Genomic DNA, 26907 nt, shown 5'->3' on the forward strand with positions numbered 1-26907 from the left:
TACCCCGCCAACCGCCCGGAGCGAAGATGGACATCAAGCAGCTGAAATTCCTCATCGCCCTCGACGAAACCCGCCATTTCGGCCAGGCCGCCGCGCGCTGCCACATCACTCAACCGACCTTGTCGATGCGCCTGCGCAGCCTCGAAGAAGAACTTGATCTGCCATTGGTCAATCGCGGCCAGCGCTTCGAAGGCTTCACCGCGCCGGGCGAGCGCGTGCTGGCGTGGGCGCGCACGGTGCTGGCGGCGTACGACGGCTTGCAAGCGGAAGCGGCGGCCTGTCGCGGCAACCTGATCGGTACGCTGCGCCTGGGTGTGGTGCCGCTGTCGAGTTTCGATCCGTTGCCGCTGATGCAACGTCTGCATGCGGCGCACCCGGACCTGCGCTTCGAGCTGTCGTCGCTGAGTTCCGAACAGGTGCTCGAACACTTGGCGAACAATCGCATCGACATCGGCGTGTCGTACCTTGAACGCCTGGACAACGAGCGCTTCGATTCGCTGGCCTTCAACGAGACGCGCATGGGCCTGCTTTACGACGAGCGCTCGTTCAACTTCGGCGAAGAACCCCTGAGCTGGGAAGCGCTGATCGAACTGCCGCTGTGCATGCTCACCAGCGGCATGCATTTTCGCCAGTCCATCGACCACAACTTCCACAGCCGCGGCCTGACCCCGCAGCCGCTGCTGCAGACCGACGCCGTGCATCAACTGCTGCAAGCGGTTCACGGCGGTTTTTGCTGCGCGATCATGCCGCTCGATGGCGGCGCGGAAACCCTCGCCGATCACCTGCGTCTGCAACCGATCGAGAACGCTCATACCCTCGCACCGCTGGGCCTGATCATGCGCCGTGGCGCCCCCCGCTCAGCGCTGGCAGAAGCCTGTTTCGCGCTGTATCAGAAATTGCCAAAAGACGCTTGATCGACGGCATCTATCGGTAGATCGGTAATAGCGATTAGACGCGACATCTTGCCGCGCCTAGTCTTGACCTAGATCAAACCGTCGGTGATGCCATGAACGCCAAGCGCCCAGCCTGCGCGGCGCCAGCAATTGAAACGCCCGCGCCTGCCGCCAGCCAGACCTACAGCTACAGCGATCTACCTTTTGAGGCATCGGCCAGCACCGCGCTGGCCGAGGAAGTTGCGTTGGCGATCGCCTACAACGGCATCAGCCAGGCAGTGATGCTGGTCACGCCGACGGACCTTGAGGATTTCATCGTCGGTTTCAGCCTCGGCAGCGGCATCATCGAAGACCCCAGCGATATCTACGATCTGCAACTGACAGGCGCAGGCTCTGCGCAATACGCGCAAGTGACCATCGCCAACCGTGCGTTCTGGAACCTCAAGCAACAGCGGCGCCAGTTGGCCGGCACCAGCGGCTGTGGACTGTGCGGCGTCGAAGCGGTCGAACAGGCCTTGCCCGATCTCAACGTATTGCCGGGCGCAGCGTTGCCACCGATCGAATGGCTCGACGGTTTGCGCCAGCGCATCGGCGCGTTCCAGCCGCTCGGCCAGCACTGCGGCGCGGTGCATGCGGCGGTGTTCATGAATGCCAGCGGTGAATTATTGCTCGGTCGCGAAGACATCGGCCGCCATAACGCGCTGGACAAGCTGATCGGCGGACTGATTCGCCAGAAGATATCCACAGAGGGCGGGCTGGCGATTGTCACAAGCCGTTGCAGCCTCGAACTGATCCAGAAAGTCTTGCGTGCCGGCATCCAGACCCTCGTCAGCCTGTCGGCACCCACCGGCCTGGCCGTGCAATGGGCCCGGCGCCACAACCTCAATCTCATCCACCTGCCGCAGAAAAGTGCGCCGCGGGTGTACAGCCCCGCGATGGAGAATCAAGCGTGAGCCAACATCATCAAGCCGACCAGAAACCTGTCCCGCGCTACAAGCCTTACAAAGGTGCCGCCGGCGGCTGGGGCGCCCTGATCAGTGTGGCTCAGGCGTGGCTGACCAGCGACAACGCCCTGAAGAACCTGCGCATGATGCTCAAGACCAACCAGAACGGTGGCTTCGACTGCCCGGGTTGCGCCTGGGGTGATTCGCCGGAGAGCGGCATGGTCAAGTTCTGCGAGAACGGCGCCAAAGCGGTGAACTGGGAAGCGACCAAGCGTCGCGTCGATGCGAAATTCTTCGCCAAGCACAGCGTCACTGCGTTGCTGGAGCAGAGCGACTACTGGCTGGAATATCAGGGCCGGCTGACCGAGCCGATGGTCTACAACGCTGAAACCGATCGCTACAAGCCAATCAGCTGGGAAGATGCTTTCGCCCTGATCGGCAAGCACCTGCGCAATCTGCCGAGCCCGGATCAGGCCGAGTTCTATACTTCGGGCCGCGCCAGCAACGAAGCGGCGTATCTTTATCAATTGTTCGTACGGGCTTACGGCACCAACAATTTCCCTGACTGCTCGAACATGTGCCACGAGGCCAGCGGCGTGGCATTGGCGCAGAGCGTCGGTGTCGGCAAAGGCACGGTGACCTTCGACGACTTCGAACACGCCGATGCGATTTTCGTCTGGGGCCAGAACCCCGGCACCAACCACCCGCGCATGCTCGAACCGTTGCGTGAAGCGGTGAAACGCGGCGCCCAGGTGGTGTGCATCAACCCGCTCAAAGAGCGCGGCCTGGAGCGTTTCCAGCATCCACAGCACCCGATCGAAATGCTCACCAACGGCGACAAGCCGACCAACACCGCGTACTTCCGCCCGGCGCTCGGCGGTGACATGGCGGTGCTGCGCGGCATGGCCAAGTTCCTCCTGCAATGGGAACGCGATGCGCAAAAGGCTGGTGAGCCAGCGGTGTTCGACCATGATTTCCTCAATGCCCACAGCGCCAACGTGCTGGAATATCTCGCCACTGTCGACGACACCTCGTGGGAGCAGATCGTCGAGCAGTCCGGCCTGACGCTGATCGAGATCGAGCAAGCGGCGCGCATGTACGCCAAAGGCAAAAACGTGATCATGTGCTGGGCAATGGGCATTACCCAGCACCGTCATTCGGTGCCGACCATTCAGGAAATCGCCAACCTGATGCTGCTGCGCGGCAACATCGGCAAGCCGGGCGCCGGTCTGTGCCCGGTGCGCGGTCACAGCAACGTGCAGGGCGATCGCACCATGGGCATCAACGAGCGTCCGCCGGTGGCGTTCCTCGACTCCCTCGAACGTCGCTTCCAGTTCAAAGTGCCGCGTCATAACGGTCACAACGTGGTCGAGGCGATTCATGCGATGGCCGAAGGTCGCGCCAAGGTGTTCATCGGCTTGGGTGGCAACTTTGCCCAGGCCACGCCGGACAGCTCGCGCACCTTCGAAGCGCTGCGCAATTGCGACCTGACCGTGCAGATCAGCACCAAGCTCAACCGCAGCCACCTCGCTCACGGCAAAGACGCGCTGATCCTGCCGTGCCTGGGCCGTACCGACATCGACATCCAGACCGAAGGCCCGCAAGCGGTGACGGTGGAAGACTCGTTCAGCATGGTGCATGCCTCCAACGGCCAGTTGCAGCCGCTGTCGAACCAGATGCGCTCGGAACCGTCGATCATCGCCGGCATCGCTGCCGCGACGCTGGGCAGCCAACCGGTGGACTGGAACTGGCTGGTAGCCGATTATGGGCGCATTCGCGAACTGATCGCCGACACCATTCCAAGTTTCAAAGACTTCAACGACAAGATCAAAAACCCGGGCGGCTTCTATCTGGGCAACTCGGCTGGCGCCCGCAAATGGAACACGCCGTCGGGCCGCGCCAATTTCCGCGCCAATCAGTTGCCGAAAGATCTGGTCCATGAGCGCACCCGTGCTACCGGGCAGGTGCCGGATCTGATCCTGCAATCGATGCGCTCCCACGATCAGTACAACACGACGATTTATGGCCTCGACGACCGCTATCGCGGCGTGAAGGGCCAGCGCGACGTGCTGTTTGCCAATGAGGCTGACATCATTCGTCTGGGCTTCCGTCCGGGGCAGAAGGCCGACATCGTGTCGATCTGGGACGACGGTCGCGAACGCCGGGTGAAAGGTTTTACCTTGTTGGCGTTCGACATTCCTGCCGGGCAGGCAGCGGCGTACTATCCGGAAGTCAATCCGCTGGTGCCACTGGAGAGCACGGGCGATGGCAGCCACACGCCGACATCCAAGTTCATTGCGATCCGGCTGGAAGCGGCGAGTGAGACCGGGTTGATCATGGCCAAATCCGCTTAAGCAAAGATCAAAAGATCGCAGCCTTCGGCAGCTCCTACACCGATCCTTGTAGGAGCTGCCGAAGGCTGCGATCTTTTAGCTTCTGCTTTTCGACCGCCCACAAAAAAGGCCGTTTTTGCATAAAAACGGCCTGTCCGAAGTAGTTAAAGACCGGCGAAAATCGGTTAAGTTCCGGTGAAAAAACAGTAACTTGCAATCTTGTATACAAGTCGTGTTATTCGTCGGATTTTGATTGTCACGCCCATTGCAGAGCCTCAGGATCGGCGCCGTCATCCCTTTGAGGCTCATCCTCTATGAAGTTCTCCTCGATTCTCTTGTTGTCCCTTGGCCTGGTCAGTGGCTTCGCTTCTGCCGGAGGCACCACCGAAGCAGGTGTGGGCGGCGCATTGGGCGGGGTTCTTGGCTCGGTCGTCGGTCAGTCGTTAGGCGGCAATACAGGTTCCACCATCGGCGCAGCCTTGGGCGGCGCGGGTGGTAGCGCAGTCGGCGCAGACAAGCGCAGCCGTGGCGAAGCAGCCATCGGCGGTGCATTGGGTGCAGCCGGCGGTAACGTGGTTGGTCGCAGCCTCGGTGGCACCACCGGCAGCCTGATCGGCTCTGCCGCTGGTGGCGGTGCAGGTGGCGCGCTGGGTAACTACATGGGCAACAAGAGTGACGACGATGATCGTCGCTACGACCGGGGCCATGATGACCGTCGCTACTACCGCGACCGTGGTCATCCAGGTCGCGGCCATGCCTACGGCCATCGTAAGCATCACAAGTACTATCGCCACCACTAAGGCGAAGGCTTGAACGAAAATCGCGGCCCTTTGGGCTGCGATTTTTTTTCGCGTCTAGATGACCAGCCTCTCCAGCGCCCCGCGCAAACCGGCAGGAATCGGCACCGGCTGATTGCTCGCCCGATCCACGAATACATGCACGAACCGCCCCGCCGCACACGCCTCGTTTTCGCCGACCTTGAACACCGCGAGTTCGTATTGCACCGAACTGTTGCCAAGCTTGCCGACCCGCAGCCCGATCTCGATCAGATCGGGGAAAGCGATGGACGCGAAGTAATCGCAGGCCGAACTGACCACGAATCCCACCACTTCGCCGTCATGAATATCCAGGCCCCCGACCTGAATCAGATACGTGTTCACCGCCGTATCGAAGAAGCTGTAGTAGGTAACATTGTTGATATGACCGTAGGCGTCATTGTCGTGCCAGCGTGTAGTGATCGGCTGGAAGTGGGGGTAGTCGGAGCGTTGATTCATGCAGGACTCTCGCATTTTCTAGAATGGATTTGACCGTGAGGACGACCCTTTACCTGTAGGAATGGGCCTGCCCGCAAAGGCGCCTGCACAGCCTGTCAAATTAACGATCTGCAAACCCCTTCCCCTGCGCCGCCAGCTCGCCAATCAGCCGCGCCGGTTTCCATTGATCGCCCTGACGCGCCTCCAGCGCCAGCAAGCGCTGATGAATATCCGCCAGTCCCTGCTGATCCGCCCAAGCCATCGGCCCGCCCTTCTGCACTGGAAAACCATAGCCATTCAAGTACACCAGATCGATGTCATGGGCCGAGCCGGCAATGCCTTCCTGCAGAATCTTCGCACCTTCGTTGACCAGCGCCAGCAGACAGCGCTCAAGAATTTCGCCCGGGCCGATGTCGCGACGCTGAAATCCCAGCTCTTCGCTGACCCGTAGCACCAGCGCATCCACCTCGGGATCATGCTCGGCCTGGCGACTGCCTGGTTCGTAATGGTAGTAACCGTTGCCGGACTTCTGCCCGAACCGCCCCATCTCGCACAGTCGGTTATCGATCTGCAACTGCGGCGCATCCTGACCTTTGCCAGCGAGCTCCCGAGCACGCCACTCCAGATCGATGCCGACCACGTCGTACATGCGAAACGGCCCCATGGCGAAACCGAAGCCTTGCAGCGCAGCATCCACCTGCTGTGGATAAGCGCCTTCGAGGAGCATCTTGCGTGCTTCGAGTACATACGGATGCAGCATGCGGTTGCCGATAAAACCGTGACAGTTGCCCGACACCACGCTGACCTTGCCCATGCGCTTGCCGAGCGCCAGCGCTGCCTCCAGCGCTGCTGGCGAGGTCTGCGCACCGCGCACGATCTCCAGCAGTTTCATAATGTGCGCAGGGCTGAAGAAATGCAGGCCCAGGACCTGTGCCGGGCGCCGGGTTGCGGCGGCAATGGCGTCGATATCCAGCGCCGAGGTGTTGCTCGCCAGCAGTGCCTCGGGCTTGAGCAGGCCATCCAGTTCGCGAAAGATCTTCTGCTTCAGCTCAAGGTTTTCGTACACCGCTTCGATCACCAGGTCGACATTGCGAATCGCCGCGTAATCCGCCGCCGCTGATACGCGAGCCATTCGCGCATCCGCCTCGGCCTGATCGATGCGGCCCTGACGCACGCTGTGTGCATAAGTGTCGGCGACCGTTGTCAGAGCTTGCTCAAGCATCTGCGGGTTGTTATCGACCCACTGCACGCTCACGCCGGCATTGGCCAGGCACATGACAATGCCACGGCCCATGGTGCCCGCGCCGATCACGGCAGCCTGCTGGATATCAAAGGATGTCTGGCTCATGTTGTTCTCTTGTAAGTGGCCCTGAGACAGCTTCCAACCTTAGTCAGGCAACAGCGGTTTTTGAAGTTTATTAGCGTGATGATCGATATTCAGCAGATGGATCCAGCTCGCCCAGAATTGCGCGCCTGATCGAGCAAATGGTAGTCCGCCCACTCGCGGACCTCAGCGTAGCGGTACTCTTCCAGTGCCGCATATCCTGGTATCGCGCGAGCCTTGAGCCTGGTGAACAACGGCACGCTGATACCGCACAGGAACCGCGTCAGCCGTTCGGCCGTGGGGAAGCTGCCTGTGTGTTGCTCATGCCTGTGGATAAATTCCCCACACAGCTGCGCGAAGTTTTTATCCACAAGCGGAGGCAATGCTGGCGGCTCAGGCAATCGTGCGGTCTGGCCGTGACACACCGAGCAATGGCCACAACGCTCAGGAGCATTGAGATCGCCGAAATATTCCGCCAGGCGATAACCCAGGCAGCGCTCAGTGGCGAACACCTCGAGCATGGCGTGAATCCGCGCCACCTCCGTCAGTTCGTGCCGAGTGAAATACCCGTGCAGTTCAGCGCTCAGGGCATCGCTGTCAAAATCGCTGTGCAGCAGGCTGTACACCTCGGTCATCTGCTTGCTTTCAAGCTCGACCCAGCCCTTTTCCTGAAAATAGTCCAGCGCTGTCACCACTCGATTGCGCTCGGCGGAATACTGCGAGTACATCGCCTCGAAATCCACCGTGGCCCAGGTACGTGCGCGAGTTGATGTCTGGATGATCGCCGCCACGAAATCCCTTCGCTCGCCCTCGAAGCGCTGGAGCAGTGCTTCAGGCTCAAGCAGATATTTGAAGCGGTATTCGGCGTAATAGGCGTAACGCGGCGCGATCAGACCCCGCAGTTCCAGCTGCACCAGCAACGTCTTCAACGGCAACGAACGAATATTGCTCTGATCGGCCAGTGGCCCGAGCAAAAATTCCCACTGCCCCTCCGGCACTGAGGCTTTGAGTTCATCGAGCACATGACGAATCCCAGCGCGCTCAGGCGTATCGCCATAAACGAAATTCTCCAGCACATTGAGGCTGTCGCGGTTGGCCAATACCAGGCAATCGGAGGGCTGCCCGTCGCGCCCGGCACGGCCGATTTCCTGACTGTAGTTTTCGATGGATTTGGGCAGATCGAAATGCACCACGTTGCGGATGTCGCTCTTGTCGATGCCCATCCCGAAGGCGATGGTGGCAACGATGCAGTTGGACTGACCGACCATGAAGCGATGCTGTATGCCTTCACGCTGATCGTGGGGCAAGCCTGCGTGGTAAGCCTCGGCCTGCGTTCCGTTGCGTTGAAGGTGTTCGGCAATGTGTTCGGCGGTCTTCTGCAACGTGACATAGACAATGCTCGGTTGCCCGGGACGTGCGGCCATCCATTCGACCAGACGCCGACGTTTGTCCTGACCGCGCACAGGCTCGACCAGCAGGTTGAGGTTGGAACGATAGAAACCGGTGGTCACCACATCGCCCGGTGCGATGGCGAATCTGGCCTGCATGTCGGCGATGACCTTTGGTGTGGCCGTGGCGGTAAGCAACAGGGCCTGCGCAATGTTGAACTGACGTTGGTAGTCCGGCAGTTTCAGGTAATCGGGGCGAAAATTATGGCCCCATTCGGAAATGCAGTGCGCCTCGTCGATCACTAATAACGAGATCGACACCTGCTGCAGGAAGTTGCGGAAGCGCTCGTTTTTCAGACGCTCGACGGAAATCATCAGAATTTTCAATTCACCCGAACGCGCACGGGCCATTACGTCGTTGGCATCCTCACGGCTCTGTGCCGAATCGATGCTCCCTGCCGAGATGCCGTGGCGTTTGAGAAACGCCAGTTGATCCTGCATCAACGCCAGCAACGGCGAGACCACCAGTGTCAGGTGCGGCAACAGAAGCGCCGGCAGTTGGTAGCAAAGCGATTTGCCGGAGCCGGTAGGAAAGATCGCCGCCGCCGAACGCCCCGCTAGCACCGCGCTGATGGCGGCCTCCTGACCGGGCCGGAACTGTGGGTAACCAAAAACCTGTTCCAGGGTGTTGTGCATTTGCTGTCACTCCTTTGACTGCTGCCTTGCCCAAAGCCTAGCGGGCGATTGCAGCGAGTCGAGAAAAGGTTGCAGGTCAAAACGATACGGAATAATACAGCGGATCAAGCGCACCCAAGGGATCGTAAGCCAGATAAAAGCCTCCATGACAGTTTAAAAACCAACCACAACAAACTTCCAAGACAGACAAAACATTACAAACCAGCTTATTAAAACGACAAGAATCGATACAACGAAAAACTTTATCTGCTCAGCTCACCCAAACTAAATTACTTGCTCTCCCAAATAATAAGAGGGCAACACAATGACGATCTTAAGCATATTTTTTTGCGGCACCGGCTCTAACAAATTTGACCAACACCATAAAAACTTCTGGGATGGCGAAATCGTCTCCACGCTTGCTGCTCACCACAACGGACGTGAATTTGCCGAGTGGATTGTCGTCGATGGCCCTGGCAGCGGCAATCTGCAAGCCGATGACCTGTTCACCAAGACGTCTGAATACGGCCTGACCGGCACCCTGTTTGGTAAGGGATGGGAGGAAAACGTGCAACACGCCGTAAATATCATCAAAGGCAAATGTGACTGGCAGCGTAAACAACTGACCGAAGCAGAATATAACCGCCTCAAAGCCGCAGGCATTCCTATTGAAGATGTAAAAGTTGAAGGCTCCTGGTTATGGCGCAATTACAACTATGGCGATCGCAGCATCACCCAACAGAAATTGCAGGAACAAATCATCAAGACTTTCCGCAAGGACGGTGTTATTCCAACCACAGTCAATCTTGTCGGCTGGAGCCGGGGCGGTATCAGTTGCCATATGCTCGCCAATGCAATGTTCCAGGACGCGGCCCTCAAACATGTTCCGGTGAACATCTTTGCGATCGATCCAGTTCCGGGAATCGGTAACTTTCAGGAAAACCGGATAAAACTTCAATCCAACGTCAAGGAATACATCGCGTTCTATGCCCGCGACGAACGCTCAAAAGGTTTCAGCTGCGTGATCCCGCAAACCGCCACCGGCACCAGGACTTCGATCTATCCAATGGCCGGTCGCCACGCCACCCTCGCGGGCAACGCCACATCGCTTGGGGGCGAGCCAAGCAGCAGCAGCGACCTCAACGCTCTGATCGAGCCAGGACGCATCGTTCGCCATCTGGCAGAAACCTCCCTCAAGCGCTGGGGCGTGTCACTTGCCAAAACCCTCAACCTGAGCGATGCCGACCTGCTGCGCCTCACCGGCGCCATCGTCAGCGACGAAGCGCGTTACAAGAAAATGCCCAGCCAGTCCTACACTTATTTCACCGAACTGGATCAAGGCGAGCGCTATGTTTCGCTCGGCAGCAAAGGCGTGCCGTTCTCGGCAGTGAAAGGCACGATCTACCGGCCGGCAACCGGACTGACCACTAGCCTGCTGGACATCTCCAGTTACGGGCATCTGCGTTGAAAATCGTTGAAAAATCGGTAGCAACGTCCGGCAAACAGTTCGTCCCGTTCCGGCTCTGCGCGATGCCCTGTCTGCCATCCCGATCCCGGTGGGGCGAAGCTCCATCCCGCGAATTTCATGTGAAGGCATTACGGGTCAAGATCGAGAATAAAAAAAACCGCCCCAAAGGGCGGTTTTTTCAATCATCGCAAACCAATATTTACAACTTCGGCCCAGCCGCCTTGATCGCGTCGCTCACTTCGAACTTCTTGAAGTTCTCGATGAACAGACCGGCCAGTGCTTTCGCTGCCTCGTCGTACGCCGCCTTGTCAGCCCAGGTATTGCGCGGGTTGAGCAGGTTGGTGTCGACGCCCGGAACGGCCAGTGGCACGTCGAGGTTGATGGTGTCGAGGTGTTCGGTGGCAGCACCGATCAGTGCGCCGCTCTGAATCGCGGCAATCACTGCGCGGGTGGTCGGGATGTTGAAGCGCTGGCCAACGCCGTAGCCGCCGCCAGTCCAGCCGGTATTGACCAGGTAGACCTTGGAGCCGAAACCGCGGATGCGCTTGATCAGCAGTTCTGCATATTCGCCAGCCGGACGCGGGAAGAATGGTGCGCCGAAGCAGGTGGAGAAAGTCGACTTGATGCCGCTGCCCGAACCCATTTCAGTCGAGCCCACCAGCGCGGTGTAGCCGGACAGGAAGTGGTAGGCCGCTTGCTCTTCGTTGAGGATCGACACTGGCGGCAGCACGCCGGTCAGGTCGCAGGTCAGGAAGATCACCGCGTTTGGCTCGCCACCAAGGTTCTTCTCGGAACGCTTGGCAACGTGCTCCAGCGGATATGCGGCGCGGCTGTTCTGGGTCAGGCTGACATCGGCATAGTCGGCGTGCTTGGCGTCGTCGATGACGACGTTTTCCAGCACCGCGCCGTGCTTGATGGCTTTCCAGATGACCGGCTCGTTCTTCTCGGAGAGGTCGATGCACTTGGCATAGCAACCACCTTCGATGTTGAAGACAACGCCTTCGCCCCAGCCGTGCTCGTCGTCACCGATCAGGTAACGGCTTTCGTCGGCCGACAGGGTGGTTTTACCGGTGCCCGACAGACCGAAGAACAGGGTCACGTCGCCTTCTTCGCCGATGTTGGCAGCGCAGTGCATTGGCAGCACGTCAGCGGCCGGCAGCAGGAAGTTCTGCACCGAGAACATGGCTTTCTTCATCTCACCGGCGTAACGCATGCCGGCGATCAGCACTTTCTTCTGCGCGAAGTTGATGATCACGCAGCCGTCGGAGTTGGTGCCGTCACGCTCGGGCACGCACTCGAAGTTGGCGACGTTGAGCACCTGCCATTCTTCACGGCCAGCCGGGTTGTACTGGGCCGGATTGATGAACAGGCAACGACCGAACAGGTTCTGCCAGGCAGTCTGCGTGGTCATTTTCACGGCCAGGTAGTGATCTTCCGCCGCGCCTACATGCACGTGGGAAACGAAATGCTCTTGCGCGTTGTTGAAGGCCTCGACGCGAGCCCACAGGGCATCGAACTTGTCGGCCGGGAACTTGCGGTTGATCGGGCCCCAGGCGATAGCGGCCTGAGTGGAAGGCTCTTCAACGATGAAACGGTCGACTGGCGAACGACCGGTGCGGTGACCGGTGCGAACAACCAGAGCGCCGGTATCGGCAAGCTCGCCTTCACCGCGATTCAGGGCTTCTTTTACCAGATCATCAACACTCAGATCGGTGTACACGGCGTTATTGGCTTGCGTCATGAGGTTCCCCGTCGGCCAGTGGCCGAGTGTGCTCCAAACGTTTTGTAGTAGAAAGTCGTGCACTACTACCGCGAAAAAAGTGGGCCGGATTATGCCAGAAAAGCCCAAAAAGAGTAGGGTCCTCCCGTCGTAACGGCGATATTCCGTCATTGCGCAGTGAATTTACCTGCGCTGAACCGTTTTAGTGACGGGTATCTGACGGCGTATCGACGCCCGCGCCAGCGAACAACTGAGCGATATCAGCCGCGTCGAACAGGTACTGCTGATTGCAGAACTGGCAATCGATTTCGACTTTGCCACCCTGCTCGGCTGCCAGCGCCAGCGCATCTTCCAGCCCAAGACTGACCAGCGCATTGCCGGAGCGTTCCCGCGAGCAGCTGCAGTTGAAGCGCAAATGCTGGACATCAAACAGGCGCACCTGCTCTTCGTGATAGAGCCGGTGCAGGACGGTTTCGTTGTCCAGACTGAGCAGTTCATCGGCGCCCAGAGTGCTGGCCAGCGCGGTGAGGTGCTGCCAGCTGGCGGCGCGATCTTCTTCGTCTTTCAAGCGATCGGCGGGGAGTTGTTGCAGCAACATGCCGCGTGCACGACGACCGTCGGCGAACAGCTTGAAGCGCGTGCCGACTTGCTGCGACATGACGAAGTAGTTGGTGAAGCAATCGGACAGGGTTTCGCCGTCAAGGTCGACAATCCCCTGATAACGCTGGCCAACAGTCGGGTCGATAGTGAGCGCCAGAACACCGTTCGGCATCAGGTCGCCGAGTGTGGCGTCCGCCGCGATCTCTTCGGCGTTATAGCGCGCCAGGCCGCGAATTTCGCGCTCGCTGGAGCATTCGATCATCAGCAGCGGAATCGGCCCTTCCGAACGCGCCTGCAAGATCAGCAAGCCATCGAACTTGAGCGTGCCGACCAGCAAGGAAGCGGCCGCCATCAGTTCGCCGAGCAACTGCGCGACCGGCTCCGGGTACGGGTGTTTGGCAAGGACTTCGGCATAGCTGCGCTCCAGCGCTACCAGTTCGCCGCGAGTATCGCTGTCATCGAAGATGAAGCGCTGTGTGAAATCGGTATCCGCTAGGTCGGTCATAGGTCTGGGTATCTGAATGTGATGACAAAATGGTTACAAAACGTGAAAATTTGCGCTTGCTGGCACTTTTTTTGGTGCCGGCGCTTTTTCGCCATGGGAGGCATTTTATGAACAATCCGGGTTTGTTCCAATCAAGGTGGAACCTCGGCCGGCTGGTTCTGTGTAACGTAGTGCCGTTGGCGCTACTGGCTTTCTGGTTATGGCCTACGGGCCAGATGCTGTGTGTGATTTTCGACGAGTGGCTGTTCCGCTCGCTCAACACACCGCTGGCCAGCAACCCGATATGGCTCCACATCTGGGCAATTGCAAGTCTGCGCCCGTTCGACATCGTCGTCGGACTCATTCTTCTGACGCTGCTGATCAAGGGCGACTGGATCTTCAGGGCGATCGACGTGCGCCGCGCATTCTTCGGTTTTTTCTCGATTCTTCTATTGATGGTGGTGATCCGCGCGCTGTTTTCCAAATTCGCCGATCACATGGGCTGGCAGCACAGCAGTCCATCGATGGTGCTTGAGGGCGCCGTGCACATCAGCGATTACTTTCCCCACCTGGAGAAAACCTGGGAGCTGAAGGACCGCTCGGGGCAGAGCTTTCCCGGTGATCACGCGTCGGTGCTGTTGATCTGGGCACTGTTCATGGGCGTCTTCAGCCGCACGGTCGGGCAGTTTCTGACGGTCTGGGGCCTGGCCGTGCTGTTCATGATGCCGCGCCTGGTCGCCGGGGCGCATTGGGGCCAGGACGACTACATTGGGGGCGTGCTGCTGGCGGTATGGGCGCTGGGCTGGGGTTACTACACGCCATTTGCCCATCACGCGGCGAACTTCTGGTTGAAGCTCACCGCGCCGGTTTTCGCGCTGCTGGGCAAGCTGCCGATGGTGTCGCGGATGAGCGTCATTTCCGCCCGGTAAATGGTGACGTTTCGAAAAGATCGCAGCTTCGGCAACTCCTGCACAGGATCGCATTCAACTGTAGGAGCTGCCGTAGGCTGCGATCTTTTTATTCGTCATTGCTGCCGCGAAACCTGAACAGATCACGCCGCTGTTTCTTGCTCGGCTTGCCGTCGGTGCTCACGCCCAATGACCCGGCCTTGCGCATGGCCGCGGCCGCTTCACGCTTGGCAATACTCGCCTCGGTCTCGGCATACAAAGTCTGCGCTTCGGGTGCGCCACGACGCACGATGGACAAGGCCTCGACCCTCACGGTACGAACTTCGAAACCGGCGCGAATCTCGAACTCATCACCAATGCGTGGCTCCTTGCCAGGTTTGCACCGCTCGCCACGACAATGCACCTTGCCACTTTCAATTGCTGCTTTGGCCAAGGCACGGGTTTTATAGAACCGCGCCGCCCATAGCCATTTATCAAGACGGACCTTGTCGTCCTCTTCCTGCTTCTGTCCCATATGAATTCCTCGCTCAGCCAGTAGTCGGAACTGTACTACCGTTTCTGTCGGGCGCAAGAACTCGGCCCTCCAGATAGACTGTGATCTTCGCCGCCTGACCGGCCTGGAGTGACCGCGTGACTAAATTTCCAACTTCTTTGACCTCGCCCAACGGCGGTTGCCAGGGCTGCCAGCAGAGCGAGCCGCTGAACTTCGATTTTTCCTTTGCCTACCAGCCGATCGTCGACCTGCGTGACCAATCGGTGTTCGCCCACGAAGCGCTGGTGCGAGGCGTGGCCGGTGAAGGCGCGTTGTCCGTGTTAAATCAGGTTACAGAAGACAACCGCTACCGTTTCGACCAGCTCTGCCGGACTCGCGCCATCGAAGGCGCGGCGAGCCTTAATATGCAGACACACTTGTCGATCAACTTTTTGCCCAACGCCGTCTACCGTCCAGAGCTATGCATTCGCAGCACGCTGGAGGCCGCGCGAAAACACGACTTTCCGATCGACCGACTGATTTTCGAAACCCTGGAAATCGAGCACGTAGATAATTATCGCCATTTGACCAATATTCTGCGTGAATACCGCGAATTCGGCTTCAAGACCGCCATCGACGATTTCGGTGCCGGTTATTCGGGGCTCAATCTGCTGGCAGATTTCCAACCGGATCTGATCAAACTCGACATGGCGCTGATCCGTGACGTCGATCAAGACCGCGTCCGTCAGGTGATTGTGCGGGGGATTGTCACAATGTGTGCGGAGTTGGACGTTACAGTCATTGCCGAAGGCATAGAAAGCGCCGGGGAACGGGATTTTCTCGCAGACTGTGGAATATTTCTGATGCAGGGCTACTGGTTCGCCAAACCTGCATTCAAAGCGTTGGCCCAGGTGCCGGACAAGGCCTGGAAGCGTTAACCCTTGGTTTTTTTCTTTGAAGACATTTGATCATTTGACCGTTGTCGGTCTGCGCGAGTGGGTGGCGCTCCCGGGCCTGGGAGTGGCGGGCCTGCGCGCAAAAATCGACACCGGCGCCAGCACCTCCAGCCTGCACGCTACCGACATCGAGCCGTTTGAACGCGACGGCGAGAAATGGGTGCGTTTCACTGCGCACCTCGGCACGGTCGTGCAGTTACGTCACCGGCGCTGCGAAGCTCCGCTGGTCACGCGCAAAACCATCAAAAGCTCCAACGGCCATGCGCAGGTGCGCTACGTGATAAGCACCACGCTGGCGCTGGGTGATCGGGTCTGGCCGGTGGAGTTCACCCTGGCCTGCCGCAAGTCGATGCGTTATCGCCTGTTGCTCGGTTCCAAAGCCCTGATCGATGGCCAGTTGGTGGTCAATCCGGGCATCAAGTATGTACAAGACAAGCCGGTGTTCCCGGTATCTACCTCCTCCACAGGTGTTGCATGAAGATCGCTGTGCTGTCGCGTAATCCGCGTCTGTATTCCACCCGCCGTCTGGTCGAAGCCGGAATCGAGCGCGGGCATGAAATGGTGGTGATCGACACCTTGCGCGCCTACATGAACATTGCCAGCCACAAGCCGCAGATCCACTACCGCGGCAAACCACTGGAAGGTTTCGACGCGGTGATCCCGCGGATCGGCGCGTCGGTAACGTTCTACGGCTGCGCGGTGTTGCGTCAGTTCGAAATGATGGGCGTATTCCCGCTCAACGAATCGGTGGCCATTGCCCGCTCGCGGGACAAATTGCGTTCGCTGCAGCTGCTGTCGCGGCGCGGAATCGGTTTGCCGGTCACCGGTTTTGCTCACTCGCCGGACGATATTCCCGACCTGATTGCCATGGTCAACGGCGCACCTTTGGTGATCAAGGTGCTCGAAGGTACTCAGGGCATCGGCGTAGTGCTGTGCGAAACCGCGACGGCGGCCGAGTCGGTGATCGAAGCGTTCATGGGCCTGAAGCAGAACATCATGGTTCAGGAATACATCAAGGAAGCCGGCGGTGCAGATATCCGTTGCTTCGTGGTGGGCGACAAGGTGATCGCGGCGATGAAGCGCCAGGCCAAACCAGGCGAATTTCGCTCCAACCTGCACCGTGGGGGCAGCGCCAGCCTGATCAAGATCACCCCGGAAGAACGCATGACCGCGTTACGCGCTGCAAAGGTCATGGGCCTGGCAGTGGCGGGTGTGGATATCCTGCGTTCGAACCACGGCCCATTGGTGATGGAAGTGAATTCATCGCCGGGCCTGGAAGGGATCGAGACCACCACCGGCAAGAACGTGGCCGGGATCATCATCGAACATCTGGAAAAAAATGGCGGGCCGAATATGACCCGCACCAAAGGCAAGGGGTAAAGCAAAAGATCGCAGCCTTCGGCAGCGCCTACATGGGAATGCGTTTCCTGTAGGCGCTGCCGCAGGCTGCGATCTTTTTTCAGCCGTTACACGGCATCTCTAGGCAACATCAACCCAAGCGGCAATCTCACCCGCGCTTCAAGCCCGCCTCCGGACCGATTGCGCAACTCGACATTGCCGCCATGCATCGCCGCAATTCGCTTGACGATCGCCAACCCCAACCCCGTGCCTTTGCCGCCCCGAGCCCGATCGCCCCGGGTGAACGGGTTGAAAATCGCCTCAAGCTCGGACGGATCAATCCCGGCGCCACGGTCCATCACGCTCAGCACCACATACGGAGCGCTGGTATCCCCCGACACGTACGCCGCCACTTCGACGCCACTACCGGCATGATTCAAGGCGTTGCCAATCAGGTTGTTGAGCAGGCGCTTCATCGACACGCGACGCAGCGGGAATGGCTGGATCGGTTCCAGACGCAGGCGCACTTTCTCTTCGCTCTGGTTGTACGGCGCGGCGACTTCGCGCACAAGATCGCTGAGGTCGACTTCTTCCACCGACTCGTCTCGACCATCGCGAATGAACGCGAGGAACTGGTCGAGAATCGCGTCCATGTCTTCGATGTCGCGAACCATGTCGTCAGTCAGATCGGTGTGAGCCCCCATCAATTCCAGCGCCAGGCGCAAGCGCGTCAGCGGTGTGCGCAAGTCGTGGGACACCCCCGCGAGCATCAACTCGCGCTCGCGTCCGGCCTGCTCGACGTCTTCGGCCATCTGGTTGAAGGCGCGGTAAACCTCGGTCATTTCGCTGGGCGTGTCGCTGATCGGCAGGCGCACGCTGCGGCCCTGACCGAGCTGCCGTGCGGCATATACCAGACGCTTCAACGGCTGGTTGAGCTGGCTGACGAAAATCCACGCCGACGCTGTCGACAACAGGCCGATGGCGAGGAACCAGCCGAGCACGTTCCAGATTTTCTGGCCACGCAGCGGATGCGGGTAAAGCGGCACCTTCAGCCAGCCATCGCCCAGGCTTGGCGCGCGCACCCACAGCGCCGGTGGTGAGTGCATGCGCAAACGCACTTCGGTGTCGGCCCCCAGCTCCGCCTGCATCTGGCGCTGATAGATTTCGCTGTACGGCCAGTGCTGTTCGCCTTCCGGCACGCCGGCGCCGACCACACGGATCAGGGTTGCGGCATCGGCAATCTTTGCACGGTTTTCTTCATCGGCGGCCCAATAGGCGCGCAGCGTCAGGGCGACGCCGTGGCTGTATTGGCGATCCACCAGCACGTCCTCGTTCATCAACAGATAAACCAGGGTCAGCGCCTTGGAAAACAGCACGACGATCAGCACCAGCCAAAGGGTGCGAGAGAAAAAACTTTGGGGGAACCAGACGGGGGTTTTCATCTTTAACCGCTACACACTTGCAGGAGCGAGCAATGCTCGCATATTGCAGATTGCGAGTCTGTGGCCATGGCCGTGCGACCAGAGCCTTGCAGACCCGCTCCTACAAATCACCGATCACTTGGTGGCGGTGCCATCCGGAACGAACACGTAACCCACACCCCAGACGGTCTGGATGTAGCGCGGCTTCGACGGATCGGGTTCGATCATCCGACGCAGACGCGAGATCTGCACGTCGATGGAACGCTCCAGCGCATCCCATTCACGACCACGGGCGAGGTTCATCAGCTTGTCGCGGGTCAGCGGCTGACGTGCGTTCATTACCAGCGCCTTGAGTACAGCGAACTCACCGGTGGTGAGCATGTGCACCTCATCGCCGCGCTTGAGCTCGCGGGTGGCCAGCGACAATACGTAATCACCGAAGGTGACATTTTCGTCTTCGCTGCCCGGTGCGCCCGGCACCGGTGCGGCCTGACGGCGCAATACGGCTTTGACACGCGCCATCAGCTCGTCGGGATTGAACGGCTTGGCCAGGTAATCGTCGGCCCCCAGTTCAAGCCCCTTGATACGGCTCAGCTCATCGCCCTTGGCGGTGAGCATGATGATCGGAATCTGGTTGTTCGCCCCACGCAGGCGGCGGCAAGCGGTAAGGCCGTCTTCGCCCGGCAGCATCAGGTCGAGAACGACCAGATTGAACACTTCACGCGCCAGCAGACGGTCCATCTGCTCGGTGTTCGGAACGGTACGGGCGCGATAGCCCTTGCTGACGAAGAAGCGTTCCAGCAGGCTGCTCAGCCCCGGATCGTCGTCAACGATGAGAATTTTTTCGCCTTCAGCAGTTTGTGCAGTGCTGCTCATTGGATGCTCCTTTTAGCTCGGCGCGCATTATGGCGTAGCTGCCGTTATACGCACCGTGTGCATTGTTAGCAGATTTTTCCTTCACTGCCAGAAAACCGGGGTTTATGCCTACAGCCTGCAACGCCCCCGAATGACAGAACGCTGGTTATAATGCGCGGCGTTTTGCGCCAGGCAACGTCTGAATCGTTACCGTAAGTGGCCGGTATTTTTTCAGGCCCTGTGCAGCAACTGTTCGATTTCACGGGTCAATGGGCAGCCTCTTGATCCAGGCAGCGGCAATTTTCCAGCCGCTCAATCAGCCTCCAGGCCTTTATCTGCGTGCCTGCGAGCCTGCTTTTCATACTATGTCAGGTGGTTTTATGGACAGCATCAACAGCCGCATCGCCGAGGAACTCGGCGTACGCCCACAACAGGTCGAAGCGGCCGTCGCGCTACTCGATGAAGGCTCTACCGTTCCCTTCATCGCCCGTTACCGAAAAGAAGTCACCGGCAGCCTCGACGACACCCAACTGCGTCATCTGGAAGAGCGCCTGCGCTACCTGCGAGAACTCGACGAACGGCGTATCAGCATCCTCGCCAGCATCGAGGAGCAAGGCAAGCTCACCCCCGCTCTCGAGCGCGACATCAAGCTCGCCGACACCAAAACCCGTCTGGAAGACTTGTACCTGCCGTACAAGCAGAAGCGCCGCACCAAGGGCCAGATCGCCCTCGAAGCCGGCCTCGGCGAACTGGCCGACGGCTTGTTCAACGACCCGAACCTGTCGCCGGAAACCGAAGCCGCGCGCTTCGTCGATGCGGAAAAAGGCGTGGCGGACGTCAAGGCTGCGCTGGAAGGCGCCAAGTACATCCTCATGGAGCGTTTCGCCGAAGACGCCAGCCTGCTGGAAAAATTGCGTAACTACCTGAAACAGGAAGCCACCCTCAGTGCCCGCGTCATTGCCGGCAAGGAAGAGGAAGGCGCCAAGTTCCGCGATTACTTCGAACACGACGAGCCGCTGAAAAGCATGCCGTCGCACCGTGCCCTAGCGATTTTCCGTGGCCGCAACGAAGGCATTCTCAGCTCCGCGCTGAAGGTCGGCGACGAGCTACCGGGCACCATGCATCCGTGCGAAGGCATGATCGGCCAGCAATTCGGCATCCAGAACCAGAACCGCCCTGCGGACAAGTGGCTCAGTGAAGTGGTGCGCTGGACCTGGAAGGTCAAGCTCTACACGCACCTGGAAACCGACCTGCTCGGCGAGCTGCGCGATGGCGCCGAAACCGAAGCGATCAACGTTTTCGCGCACAACCTGCACGACTTGCTGCTGGCCGCACCGGCCGGCCCGCGCGCCACTTTGGGCCTCGACCCGGGCCTGCGCACTGGCTGCAAAGTGGCGGTAGTCGATTCGACCGGCAAGCTGCTCGACCACGCCACGGTTTACCCGCACGTGCCGCACAACAAATGGGACCAGACCATCGCCATTCTCGCTGCGCTGTGCGCCAAGCATTCGGTGGACCTGATCGCCATCGGCAACGGCACCGCCAGCCGCGAGACCGACAAACTGGCGATCGAGCTGATCAAAAAATATCCAGCAATGAAAATGACCAAGGTCATGGTGTCCGAAGCCGGCGCATCGGTGTACTCGGCATCGGAACTGGCGGCCAAGGAATTTCCGGATCTGGACGTGTCGATCCGTGGCGCCGTGTCGATCGCCCGTCGCCTGCAGGATCCGCTGGCCGAACTGGTAAAAATCGACCCGAAATCCATCGGCGTCGGCCAATACCAACACGATGTCTCGCAGCTGAAACTGGCGCGGGGTCTTGATACCGTGGTCGAGGATTGCGTGAACGCCGTCGGTGTCGATGTGAACACCGCCTCCGTGGCACTGCTGGCGCGGATCTCCGGCCTCAACGCCACATTGGCGCAAAACATCGTTGCTCACCGTGACGAACACGGCGCGTTCAAGACCCGTGCGGCGCTGAAGAAAGTCGCGCGTCTGGGCGAGAAAACCTTCGAACAGGCTGCCGGTTTCCTGCGCGTGATGAACGGCGACAATCCGCTGGATTCCTCGGCGGTGCACCCGGAAGCCTATCCGCTGGTGCAGCGCATTGCCGCTGAAACCGACCGTGACATTCGTTCGCTGATTGGCGATGCGGCGTTTCTCAAGCGCCTGGATCCGAAGAAATTCACCGACGAAACCTTCGGTCTGCCGACCGTCACCGATATTCTCCAGGAACTGGAAAAGCCCGGTCGCGACCCGCGTCCGGAGTTCAAAACCGCCGAGTTCCAGGAAGGCGTCGAGGACCTCAAGGATCTGCAACTGGGAATGATCCTTGAAGGCGTGGTCACCAACGTTACGGCGTTCGGTGCGTTCGTCGACATCGGCGTGCACCAGGACGGTCTGGTGCACATCTCGGCGCTGTCGGAGAAGTTCATCAAGGACCCACGCGAAGCGGTCAAGGCCGGTGACGTGGTGAAAGTGAAGGTCATGGAGGTCGACATCCCGCGCAAACGCGTCGGCCTGTCGATGCGCATGAGCGACACCCCGGGCGAGAAGGTCGACGGCGCCCGTGGCTCGCGTCCAGGCTCGGCACCGCGCCAGTCTTCCGGCAACGCGCCGCGCAAGGAAACCGCTACCGCCGCGCCGGTGAACAACGCAATGGCCTCGTTGTTTGCCAACGCCAAGCAATTGAAGAAACGCTGATGGACATGCCGGCCGGGCTCGTCGAGAGCGCCTTTTTCAAGCTGTTGGGCTGCCGCCTGCACAGTCTCGAGACCGGGGTGGCGCAAGTCGCCCTGGCGCTTGAGCCCGAGCTGCGCAACCGTGGCGGCAAGCTGCACGGTGGCGCGCTGTTCAGTCTGGTCGATATTGCCATGGGCCTGGCGTGTTCCAGCAGCCATGGCTTTGATCAGCAGAGCGCGACCATCGAATGCAAGATCAACTACATCCGCGCCGTCTCCGACGGTGAGGTGCTGTGCACGGCGCGGGTGATCCACCCGGGCCGTCGTACGCTGGTGGTCGAAGCCGAGGTGATGCAGGGCGACAAACTGGTCGCAAAAGCGCAAGGCACCTTCGCTGTCTTGTAGATGTTGTTCATCATTTTGAGTTAATTTCGGCGCTGTGATCGCAGCGTCGAGCTTTTCTGTGGGAGCGGGCTTGCTCGCGAGGGCGGTGTGTCAGATGACTTGATATTGACTGACACTCCCTCTTCGCGGGCAAGCCCGCTCCCACAGGTACTGCATGATCTTCGCGTGCGTCTGCCAGATTCAGGGATTGAAGTAGGCGGTTCGAAAGGACTATTCCAGTCCAAAAAACCAGGCGATAACGCCAGTTTCAACTTCACCCTTGTAGACCGTCCTGCCCACCCCCATATTGGGGCGACTGACGCGTGAAGGAATCCAAATTGAGCGAACTTCTCAACCGCCGCCTGGCTCTGCTCGGCGAGCGCGCCAACCTCTCTCTGCTCAAGCAGTGCCTGCACGGTATCGAACGTGAATGCCTGCGCGTGACCAGTGAAGGTCGCCTGGCGCAAACGCCGCACCCCGAAGCCCTGGGTTCCGCGCTGACCAACGAACAGATCACCACCGACTACTCCGAGTCGCTGCTGGAATTCATCACGCCTGCCCTGCCGGATCCTGCCGACACACTGGCGAGCCTGGACAAGATCCACCGCTTTGCCTACAGCAAACTCGGCAGCGAGTACCTGTGGAGCCCGTCGATGCCGTGCCCGTTGCCGGCCGAGGAAGACATCCCGATCGCCTATTACGGCACCTCCAACATCGGTCAGCTCAAGTACGTTTACCGCAAGGGCCTGGCCCTGCGTTACGGCAAGACCATGCAGTGCATCGCCGGGATTCACTACAACTTCTCGCTGCCGGAACAGCTCTGGCCGCTACTGCGTGAGGCCGAAGGTTTCGTCGGCACTGACCGCGATTTCCAGTCGGTGTCCTACATCGCCCTGATCCGCAACTTCCGCCGCTACAGCTGGCTGCTGATGTACCTGTTCGGTGCTTCGCCGGCGCTGGATGCGGGTTTCCTGCGCGGGCGTTCGCATCAGCTCGAACAGCTCGATCCGGACACGCTGTATCTGCCGTACGCGACCAGCCTGCGCATGAGCGACCTCGGTTACCAGAGCAACGCCCAGGCCGGCCTGACGCCGTGCTACAACGATCTGGCGAGCTACACCGACAGCCTGCGCAAAGCCGTGGCCACGCCATACGCGCCGTACGTTGAAGTCGGCACGCACAAGGATGGCGAGTGGGTGCAGCTCAACACCAATATCCTGCAGATCGAAAACGAGTACTACTCCAACATCCGCCCGAAACGCGTGACTTACACCGGCGAGCGGCCGATCCAGGCCTTGATGGCGCGCGGCATTCAATATGTCGAAGTGCGTTGCCTGGACATCAATCCGTTCCTGCCAATGGGCATCGACCTCACCGAGTCGCGCTTCCTCGACGCGTTCCTGCTGTACTGCGCGTTGAACGACAGCCCGTTGCTGACCAATACTTCGTGCGGCAACGCCACTTCGAACTTCCTCAGCGTGGTCAAGGAAGGCCGCCGTCCGGGACTGCAATTGCAGCGCGACGGCCAAGCGGTCGAAATGAAGACCTGGGCTGGCGAACTGCTTGAGCAAATCGCTCCGCTGGCTGCGCTGCTCGATCAGAGCCACGGCGGCGATGCGCACAGCCAGGCGCTGGATGCGCAACTGGCGAAAGTCAGCGATCCGTCCCTGACACCGTCGGCGCAGGTACTGGCGGCGATGGCCGAGCACAAGGAAAGCTTTGCGCAGTTCTCGCTGCGGCAGAGCCAGGCCCATGCCGAGTTCTTCCGCAGCGAGCCGTTGCCGGCGGATGAGCAGGCGAAGTTCGAGGAAGTGGCGCGCTCGTCGCTGGCGCAGCAGGCCGAGCTTGAGCAGAACGAGGTCGGCGATTTTGATGTGTTTGTCGGCGCGTATCAGGCGAGCATCCTCGCCATCAGCAATTGATATAGAACATCCTTTGATCGTTCCCACGCTCTGCGTGGGAATGCAGCCTGTGACGCTCCGCGTCACTTTGGACGCAGAGCGTCCCTTGAGGCGTTACCACGCAGAGCATGGGAACGATCAGTCAAAGGCTCACATCCTCTCCTGTCTTAGATTTTTCCGCTCATAAGCTCATTCGAAAAAGTTATTTATTTTTCGATTCTTAGATCATTTAGTCTCCTTTCACGCCGACACTCGGTCGCCTGATCTGGAGCTCTCACTTGAAACTGAATTCCCCGCTTCGCCTGCTCGCCGCCGCCTCACTGGCCGCTGCAAGCTTCCTGGCCCAGGCTGCCGATCTCACTGTCGCCTACCAGACTACCGTCGACCCGGCCAAAGTCGCTCAGGCCGACGGCGCTTACGAGAAAGCCACCAAGGCCGATATCAGCTGGCGCAAATTCGATAACGGTGCCGACATCATTGCCGCCATCGCGTCCGGCGATGTGCAGATCGGCTATCTCGGTTCGAGCCCGTTGACCGCCGCGATCACCCGCAAAGTGCCGGTCGAAACCTTCCTGATTGCCACGCAGATCGGCGCCGCTGAAGCACTGGTCGCGCGTGAAGGTTCCGGCATCAAGACTCCGCAGGATCTGATCGGCAAGAAAATCGCCGTGCCGTTTGTGTCCACGGGGCACTACAGCCTGCTCGCCGCGCTCAAGCACTGGAACATCGATCCGTCGAAAGTCACCGTTCTCAACCTCGCGCCGCCAGCGATCATCGCCGCATGGAAACGCGGCGATATCGACGCCACTTACGTTTGGGATCCGGCACTGGGCGTGGCCAAGGAAAACGGCAAAGTGCTGATCACCTCCGGCGAACTGGCCAAGTTCGGCGCGCCGACCTTCGATGCGTGGATCGTGCGCAAGGACTTCGCCGAGAAGCATCCGCAAATCGTCACCGCATTCGCCAAGGTCACCCTCGACGCCTACGCCGCTTACCGCAAGGATCCGCAGGCCTGGCTGGCCAACCAGAGCAACGTCGACAAACTGGTGAAGCTGTCTGGCGCCAAAGCCAGCGACATCCCATTGCTGCTGCAGGGCAACGTCTACCCGCTGGCGGCTGATCAGGTCAGCGACCTTGGCGCGCCGACCACCAAAGCCATCACCGACACCGCCGCGTTCCTCAAGGAGCAGGGCAAGGTCGACGCCGTGCTGCCGGACTACGCGCCATACGTCAGCGCCAAATACATCACCAACTGATCGGGAGATAACAGCGATGGCCTTGCTACAGCTGGAGCGCATCAGCGCACAGTACCCGGGCAGCCCGGAGCCGGTGCTGGCGGATATTTCTCTGACCCTGGGGCCGCAGCAGTTGCTGGTCGCCCTCGGTCCGTCCGGCAGCGGCAAGACTTCGCTGTTGAACCTGATTGCCGGTTTCGTCGAACCGAGCGCCGGGCGCATCACCCTCGACGGCGTGCCGGTCAAAGGCCCGAGCGCCGAACGTGGCGTGGTGTTTCAGGATGACGCTTTACTGCCTTGGCAAGATGTATTGGCCAACGTCGCCTTCGGCCTCGAACTGGCCGGTGCCAGCAAGGAAAAACGCGAACAGCGCGCCCGTGAAATGCTCGCACTGGTCGATCTCGCTGGCTTCGAAGACCGGCGCATCTGGCAACTTTCCGGCGGTCAGAAACAACGCGTCGGCCTCGCCCGCGCCCTCGCCGCCGACCCGCGCGTGCTACTGATGGATGAGCCGTTCGGTGCGCTTGATGCATTTACTCGCGAACAGATGCAGGAGCTGTTGCTGCAAGTCTGGCAACGCACGGCCAAGCCGGTTTTCCTGATTACCCACGACATTGAAGAAGCGGTGTTCCTCGCTACGGATCTGATCCTGCTGGCGCCGAATCCGGGGCAGATCGTCGAGCGCCTGCAGCTGAACTTCGGCCAGCGTTATGCCGCTGGGGAGTCGGCCCGTGCGATCAAATCCGATCCGCGGTTTATCGAAACCCGCGAGCACGTGCTGAGCAGAGTCTTCTCGCAACGCAGCGCCGTAACCCGGCAGGAGCGCGCATGAGCAGTTACGACGTTTCCGCTGCGGCGGTGAAAACATCTTCGGTGAGCATCCCGGTGGGCCGCAGCCTCAGCACGCGCTGGATCAGCCTGTTGACCTTGTTCGCCTTGTTGGCGATCTGGTGGGCCGTGACGGCCACTGGTTTGATCGAACCGTTGTTCCTGCCGCCACCCGCCGCCGTGCTGCAAAAGGGCTGGCTGTTGGCGACTTCGGGATACATGGATTCGACGCTGTGGCAGCACTTGGGTGCCAGCCTGAGCCGCATTGGTCTGGGTCTCGCTTTTGCGATTCTGACCGCCGTACCGGTGGGCATTGCCATCGGCGCCAACCGCATCGCCCGTGGTGTGCTCGACCCGCTGATCGAGTTCTACCGCCCTATTCCACCGCTGGCCTATCTGCCGCTGATCGTGATCTGGTGCGGCATTGGCGAGTTGTCGAAAGTGCTGCTGATCTATCTGGCGATTTTCGCGCCGATTGCCATCGCCACCGCTACGGGCGTGCGCACCGTTGATCCGGCAAAACTGCGTGCGGCGCAGTCGTTAGGCGCGACACGCGCGCAATTGATTCGTCATGTGATTTTGCCAAGCGCGTTGCCGGACATTCTCACTGGCGTGCGCATTGGTCTGGGGGTTGGCTGGTCGACGCTGGTCGCTGCCGAATTGATCGCGGCCACCAGCGGCCTCGGTTTCATGGTGCAGTCGGCTGCGCAGTTCCTGGTGACCGATGTGGTGGTGCTGGGGATTCTGGTCATCGCCCTGATCGCCTTCGCCATGGAAATGGGCCTGCGCGCCCTGCAGCGCAAACTCGTGCCATGGCACGGCCAGGCGCACTAAAACATCTTTT

General features: G+C 59.9%; 23 protein-coding genes. 15 read left to right on the plus strand and 8 right to left on the minus strand.

The window, feature by feature from the left end; translation table 11 throughout:
* The first annotated feature begins 26 nt into the window (after positions 1–26).
* The 4 genes from CXF97_RS05200 (at position 27) to CXF97_RS05215 (ending at position 4970) form a co-directional block, all read left to right on the plus strand.
* Complete coding sequence (locus CXF97_RS05200; RefSeq protein WP_101156845.1) at positions 27–914, plus strand: LysR family transcriptional regulator; 888 nt, start codon at positions 27–29, stop codon at positions 912–914.
* Positions 915–1006: 92 nt separating this feature from the next.
* Positions 1007–1846, plus strand: a complete 840-nt coding sequence (gene fdhD / locus CXF97_RS05205; RefSeq protein WP_101156847.1) for a formate dehydrogenase accessory sulfurtransferase FdhD — start codon at positions 1007–1009, stop codon at positions 1844–1846.
* Positions 1843–4191, plus strand: coding sequence for an FdhF/YdeP family oxidoreductase (locus tag CXF97_RS05210; protein ID WP_101156849.1), 2349 nt, complete (start codon positions 1843–1845; stop codon positions 4189–4191). The genes fdhD and CXF97_RS05210 overlap by 4 nt, the downstream gene beginning before the upstream one ends.
* A 293-nt stretch (positions 4192–4484) precedes the next feature.
* The gene (locus CXF97_RS05215; protein WP_016772172.1) at positions 4485–4970 is read left to right on the plus strand and encodes a glycine zipper domain-containing protein; all 486 of its coding nucleotides are present in this window, start codon (positions 4485–4487) and stop codon (positions 4968–4970) included.
* Positions 4971–5024: 54 nt separating this feature from the next.
* On the opposite strand, the gene CXF97_RS05220 is transcribed toward CXF97_RS05215, so the two are convergent.
* From CXF97_RS05220 to CXF97_RS05230, 3 genes are all read right to left on the minus strand, one after another.
* Positions 5025–5444 carry a thioesterase family protein gene (locus CXF97_RS05220; RefSeq protein WP_101156851.1) on the minus strand — a complete coding sequence of 140 codons (420 nt, stop codon included), beginning with the start codon at positions 5442–5444 and terminating at the stop codon, positions 5025–5027.
* Positions 5445–5544: 100 nt separating this feature from the next.
* A complete protein-coding gene (locus tag CXF97_RS05225; RefSeq protein ID WP_101156852.1) occupies positions 5545–6771 on the minus strand; it encodes a 3-hydroxyacyl-CoA dehydrogenase in 1227 nt (408 codons plus the stop codon).
* A gap of 89 nt (positions 6772–6860) precedes the next feature.
* The gene (locus tag CXF97_RS05230; protein WP_101156854.1) at positions 6861–8831 is read right to left on the minus strand and encodes an ATP-dependent DNA helicase RecQ; all 1971 of its coding nucleotides are present in this window, start codon (positions 8829–8831) and stop codon (positions 6861–6863) included.
* 304 nt (positions 8832–9135) lie between these two features.
* On the opposite strand from CXF97_RS05230, the gene CXF97_RS05235 reads away from it, so the two are divergent.
* A complete protein-coding gene (locus tag CXF97_RS05235; protein WP_101156856.1) occupies positions 9136–10278 on the plus strand; it encodes a hypothetical protein in 1143 nt (380 codons plus the stop codon).
* A gap of 199 nt (positions 10279–10477) precedes the next feature.
* Here CXF97_RS05235 and CXF97_RS05240 read toward each other — a convergent pair whose 3' ends face one another.
* Together CXF97_RS05240 and hslO are read right to left on the minus strand one after the other, a co-directional pair.
* Positions 10478–12019 carry a phosphoenolpyruvate carboxykinase gene (locus CXF97_RS05240; protein WP_101156859.1) on the minus strand — a complete coding sequence of 514 codons (1542 nt, stop codon included), beginning with the start codon at positions 12017–12019 and terminating at the stop codon, positions 10478–10480.
* Between the two features lie 181 nt (positions 12020–12200).
* Entirely contained in the window at positions 12201–13103 is a 903-nt protein-coding gene (gene hslO / locus CXF97_RS05245) for an Hsp33 family molecular chaperone HslO (protein WP_101156861.1), read from the minus strand.
* Positions 13104–13210: 107 nt separating this feature from the next.
* Between hslO and CXF97_RS05250 the strand changes: the two genes are divergently transcribed.
* Positions 13211–14011: a phosphatase PAP2 family protein gene (locus CXF97_RS05250; RefSeq protein WP_101156863.1), complete on the plus strand. Its 801-nt coding sequence runs from the start codon at positions 13211–13213 to the stop codon at positions 14009–14011.
* Between the two features lie 88 nt (positions 14012–14099).
* Here CXF97_RS05250 and CXF97_RS05255 read toward each other — a convergent pair whose 3' ends face one another.
* Positions 14100–14504 carry an RNA-binding S4 domain-containing protein gene (locus tag CXF97_RS05255; RefSeq protein WP_101156865.1) on the minus strand — a complete coding sequence of 135 codons (405 nt, stop codon included), beginning with the start codon at positions 14502–14504 and terminating at the stop codon, positions 14100–14102.
* Positions 14505–14620: 116 nt separating this feature from the next.
* Here CXF97_RS05255 and CXF97_RS05260 point away from each other — a divergent pair, with 116 nt between their 5' ends.
* The 3 genes from CXF97_RS05260 to rimK are packed head-to-tail and all read left to right on the plus strand — an operon-like array spanning position 14621 to position 16798.
* Complete coding sequence (locus tag CXF97_RS05260; protein ID WP_101156867.1) at positions 14621–15400, plus strand: EAL domain-containing protein; 780 nt, start codon at positions 14621–14623, stop codon at positions 15398–15400.
* A 34-nt stretch (positions 15401–15434) separates the two neighbouring features.
* Complete coding sequence (locus tag CXF97_RS05265) at positions 15435–15896, plus strand: ATP-dependent zinc protease (RefSeq protein ID WP_172667902.1); 462 nt, start codon at positions 15435–15437, stop codon at positions 15894–15896.
* Complete coding sequence (rimK, locus tag CXF97_RS05270) at positions 15893–16798, plus strand: 30S ribosomal protein S6--L-glutamate ligase (RefSeq protein WP_024011184.1); 906 nt, start codon at positions 15893–15895, stop codon at positions 16796–16798. Before CXF97_RS05265 ends, rimK begins: the two co-directional genes overlap by 4 nt.
* Positions 16799–16884: 86 nt before the next feature.
* Here the strand turns inward: rimK and CXF97_RS05275 are convergent, their stop codons facing one another.
* Positions 16885–18198, minus strand: coding sequence for an ATP-binding protein (locus tag CXF97_RS05275; RefSeq protein WP_101156869.1), 1314 nt, complete (start codon positions 18196–18198; stop codon positions 16885–16887).
* Between the two features lie 114 nt (positions 18199–18312).
* The gene (gene ompR / locus CXF97_RS05280) at positions 18313–19053 is read right to left on the minus strand and encodes a two-component system response regulator OmpR (RefSeq protein WP_039756430.1); all 741 of its coding nucleotides are present in this window, start codon (positions 19051–19053) and stop codon (positions 18313–18315) included.
* A 359-nt stretch (positions 19054–19412) separates the two neighbouring features.
* Here ompR and CXF97_RS05285 point away from each other — a divergent pair, with 359 nt between their 5' ends.
* The 6 genes from CXF97_RS05285 to tauC all read left to right on the plus strand — a co-directional run bounded on the left by CXF97_RS05285 (position 19413) and on the right by tauC (position 26897).
* Positions 19413–21737, plus strand: coding sequence for a Tex family protein (locus tag CXF97_RS05285; protein ID WP_101156871.1), 2325 nt, complete (start codon positions 19413–19415; stop codon positions 21735–21737).
* Positions 21737–22120 (plus strand): PaaI family thioesterase, encoded by a 384-nt coding sequence (locus tag CXF97_RS05290; protein ID WP_024011182.1) that lies wholly within the window; start codon positions 21737–21739, stop codon positions 22118–22120. Before CXF97_RS05285 ends, CXF97_RS05290 begins: the two co-directional genes overlap by 1 nt.
* A gap of 317 nt (positions 22121–22437) precedes the next feature.
* On the plus strand, positions 22438–24021 hold the full coding sequence (gene gshA / locus CXF97_RS05300; RefSeq protein WP_101156876.1) for a glutamate--cysteine ligase: 1584 nt from the start codon (positions 22438–22440) through the stop codon (positions 24019–24021).
* A gap of 257 nt (positions 24022–24278) precedes the next feature.
* Entirely contained in the window at positions 24279–25256 is a 978-nt protein-coding gene (tauA, locus tag CXF97_RS05310) for a taurine ABC transporter substrate-binding protein (protein ID WP_101156880.1), read from the plus strand.
* Positions 25257–25272: 16 nt separating this feature from the next.
* On the plus strand, positions 25273–26067 hold the full coding sequence (gene tauB, locus CXF97_RS05315; RefSeq protein WP_101156882.1) for a taurine ABC transporter ATP-binding subunit: 795 nt from the start codon (positions 25273–25275) through the stop codon (positions 26065–26067).
* Complete coding sequence (gene tauC / locus CXF97_RS05320; RefSeq protein WP_101156884.1) at positions 26064–26897, plus strand: taurine ABC transporter permease TauC; 834 nt, start codon at positions 26064–26066, stop codon at positions 26895–26897. Before tauB ends, tauC begins: the two co-directional genes overlap by 4 nt.
* The last annotated feature ends 10 nt before the right edge of the window (positions 26898–26907 follow it).

The organism is Pseudomonas sp. Choline-02u-1 (assembly GCF_002836515.1).
Classification (GTDB): domain Bacteria; phylum Pseudomonadota; class Gammaproteobacteria; order Pseudomonadales; family Pseudomonadaceae; genus Aquipseudomonas.

What these genes read in the sequence shown, in the direction of transcription:
- CXF97_RS05200 (WP_101156845.1), top strand. Translation starts at nt 27, where the DNA reads ATGGACATCAAGCAGCTGAAATTCCTCATCGCCCTCGACGAAACCCGC.
- fdhD (WP_101156847.1), top strand. Translation starts at nt 1,007, where the DNA reads ATGAACGCCAAGCGCCCAGCCTGCGCGGCGCCAGCAATTGAAACGCCC.
- CXF97_RS05215 (WP_016772172.1), top strand. Translation starts at nt 4,485, where the DNA reads ATGAAGTTCTCCTCGATTCTCTTGTTGTCCCTTGGCCTGGTCAGTGGC.
- CXF97_RS05220 (WP_101156851.1), bottom strand. Translation starts at nt 5,444, where the DNA reads ATGAATCAACGCTCCGACTACCCCCACTTCCAGCCGATCACTACACGC.
- CXF97_RS05225 (WP_101156852.1), bottom strand. Translation starts at nt 6,771, where the DNA reads ATGAGCCAGACATCCTTTGATATCCAGCAGGCTGCCGTGATCGGCGCG.
- CXF97_RS05230 (WP_101156854.1), bottom strand. Translation starts at nt 8,831, where the DNA reads ATGCACAACACCCTGGAACAGGTTTTTGGTTACCCACAGTTCCGGCCC.
- CXF97_RS05235 (WP_101156856.1), top strand. Translation starts at nt 9,136, where the DNA reads ATGACGATCTTAAGCATATTTTTTTGCGGCACCGGCTCTAACAAATTT.
- CXF97_RS05240 (WP_101156859.1), bottom strand. Translation starts at nt 12,019, where the DNA reads ATGACGCAAGCCAATAACGCCGTGTACACCGATCTGAGTGTTGATGAT.
- hslO (WP_101156861.1), bottom strand. Translation starts at nt 13,103, where the DNA reads ATGACCGACCTAGCGGATACCGATTTCACACAGCGCTTCATCTTCGAT.
- CXF97_RS05250 (WP_101156863.1), top strand. Translation starts at nt 13,211, where the DNA reads ATGAACAATCCGGGTTTGTTCCAATCAAGGTGGAACCTCGGCCGGCTG.
- CXF97_RS05255 (WP_101156865.1), bottom strand. Translation starts at nt 14,504, where the DNA reads ATGGGACAGAAGCAGGAAGAGGACGACAAGGTCCGTCTTGATAAATGG.
- rimK (WP_024011184.1), top strand. Translation starts at nt 15,893, where the DNA reads ATGAAGATCGCTGTGCTGTCGCGTAATCCGCGTCTGTATTCCACCCGC.
- CXF97_RS05275 (WP_101156869.1), bottom strand. Translation starts at nt 18,198, where the DNA reads ATGAAAACCCCCGTCTGGTTCCCCCAAAGTTTTTTCTCTCGCACCCTT.
- ompR (WP_039756430.1), bottom strand. Translation starts at nt 19,053, where the DNA reads ATGAGCAGCACTGCACAAACTGCTGAAGGCGAAAAAATTCTCATCGTT.
- CXF97_RS05285 (WP_101156871.1), top strand. Translation starts at nt 19,413, where the DNA reads ATGGACAGCATCAACAGCCGCATCGCCGAGGAACTCGGCGTACGCCCA.
- CXF97_RS05290 (WP_024011182.1), top strand. Translation starts at nt 21,737, where the DNA reads ATGGACATGCCGGCCGGGCTCGTCGAGAGCGCCTTTTTCAAGCTGTTG.
- tauB (WP_101156882.1), top strand. Translation starts at nt 25,273, where the DNA reads ATGGCCTTGCTACAGCTGGAGCGCATCAGCGCACAGTACCCGGGCAGC.
- tauC (WP_101156884.1), top strand. Translation starts at nt 26,064, where the DNA reads ATGAGCAGTTACGACGTTTCCGCTGCGGCGGTGAAAACATCTTCGGTG.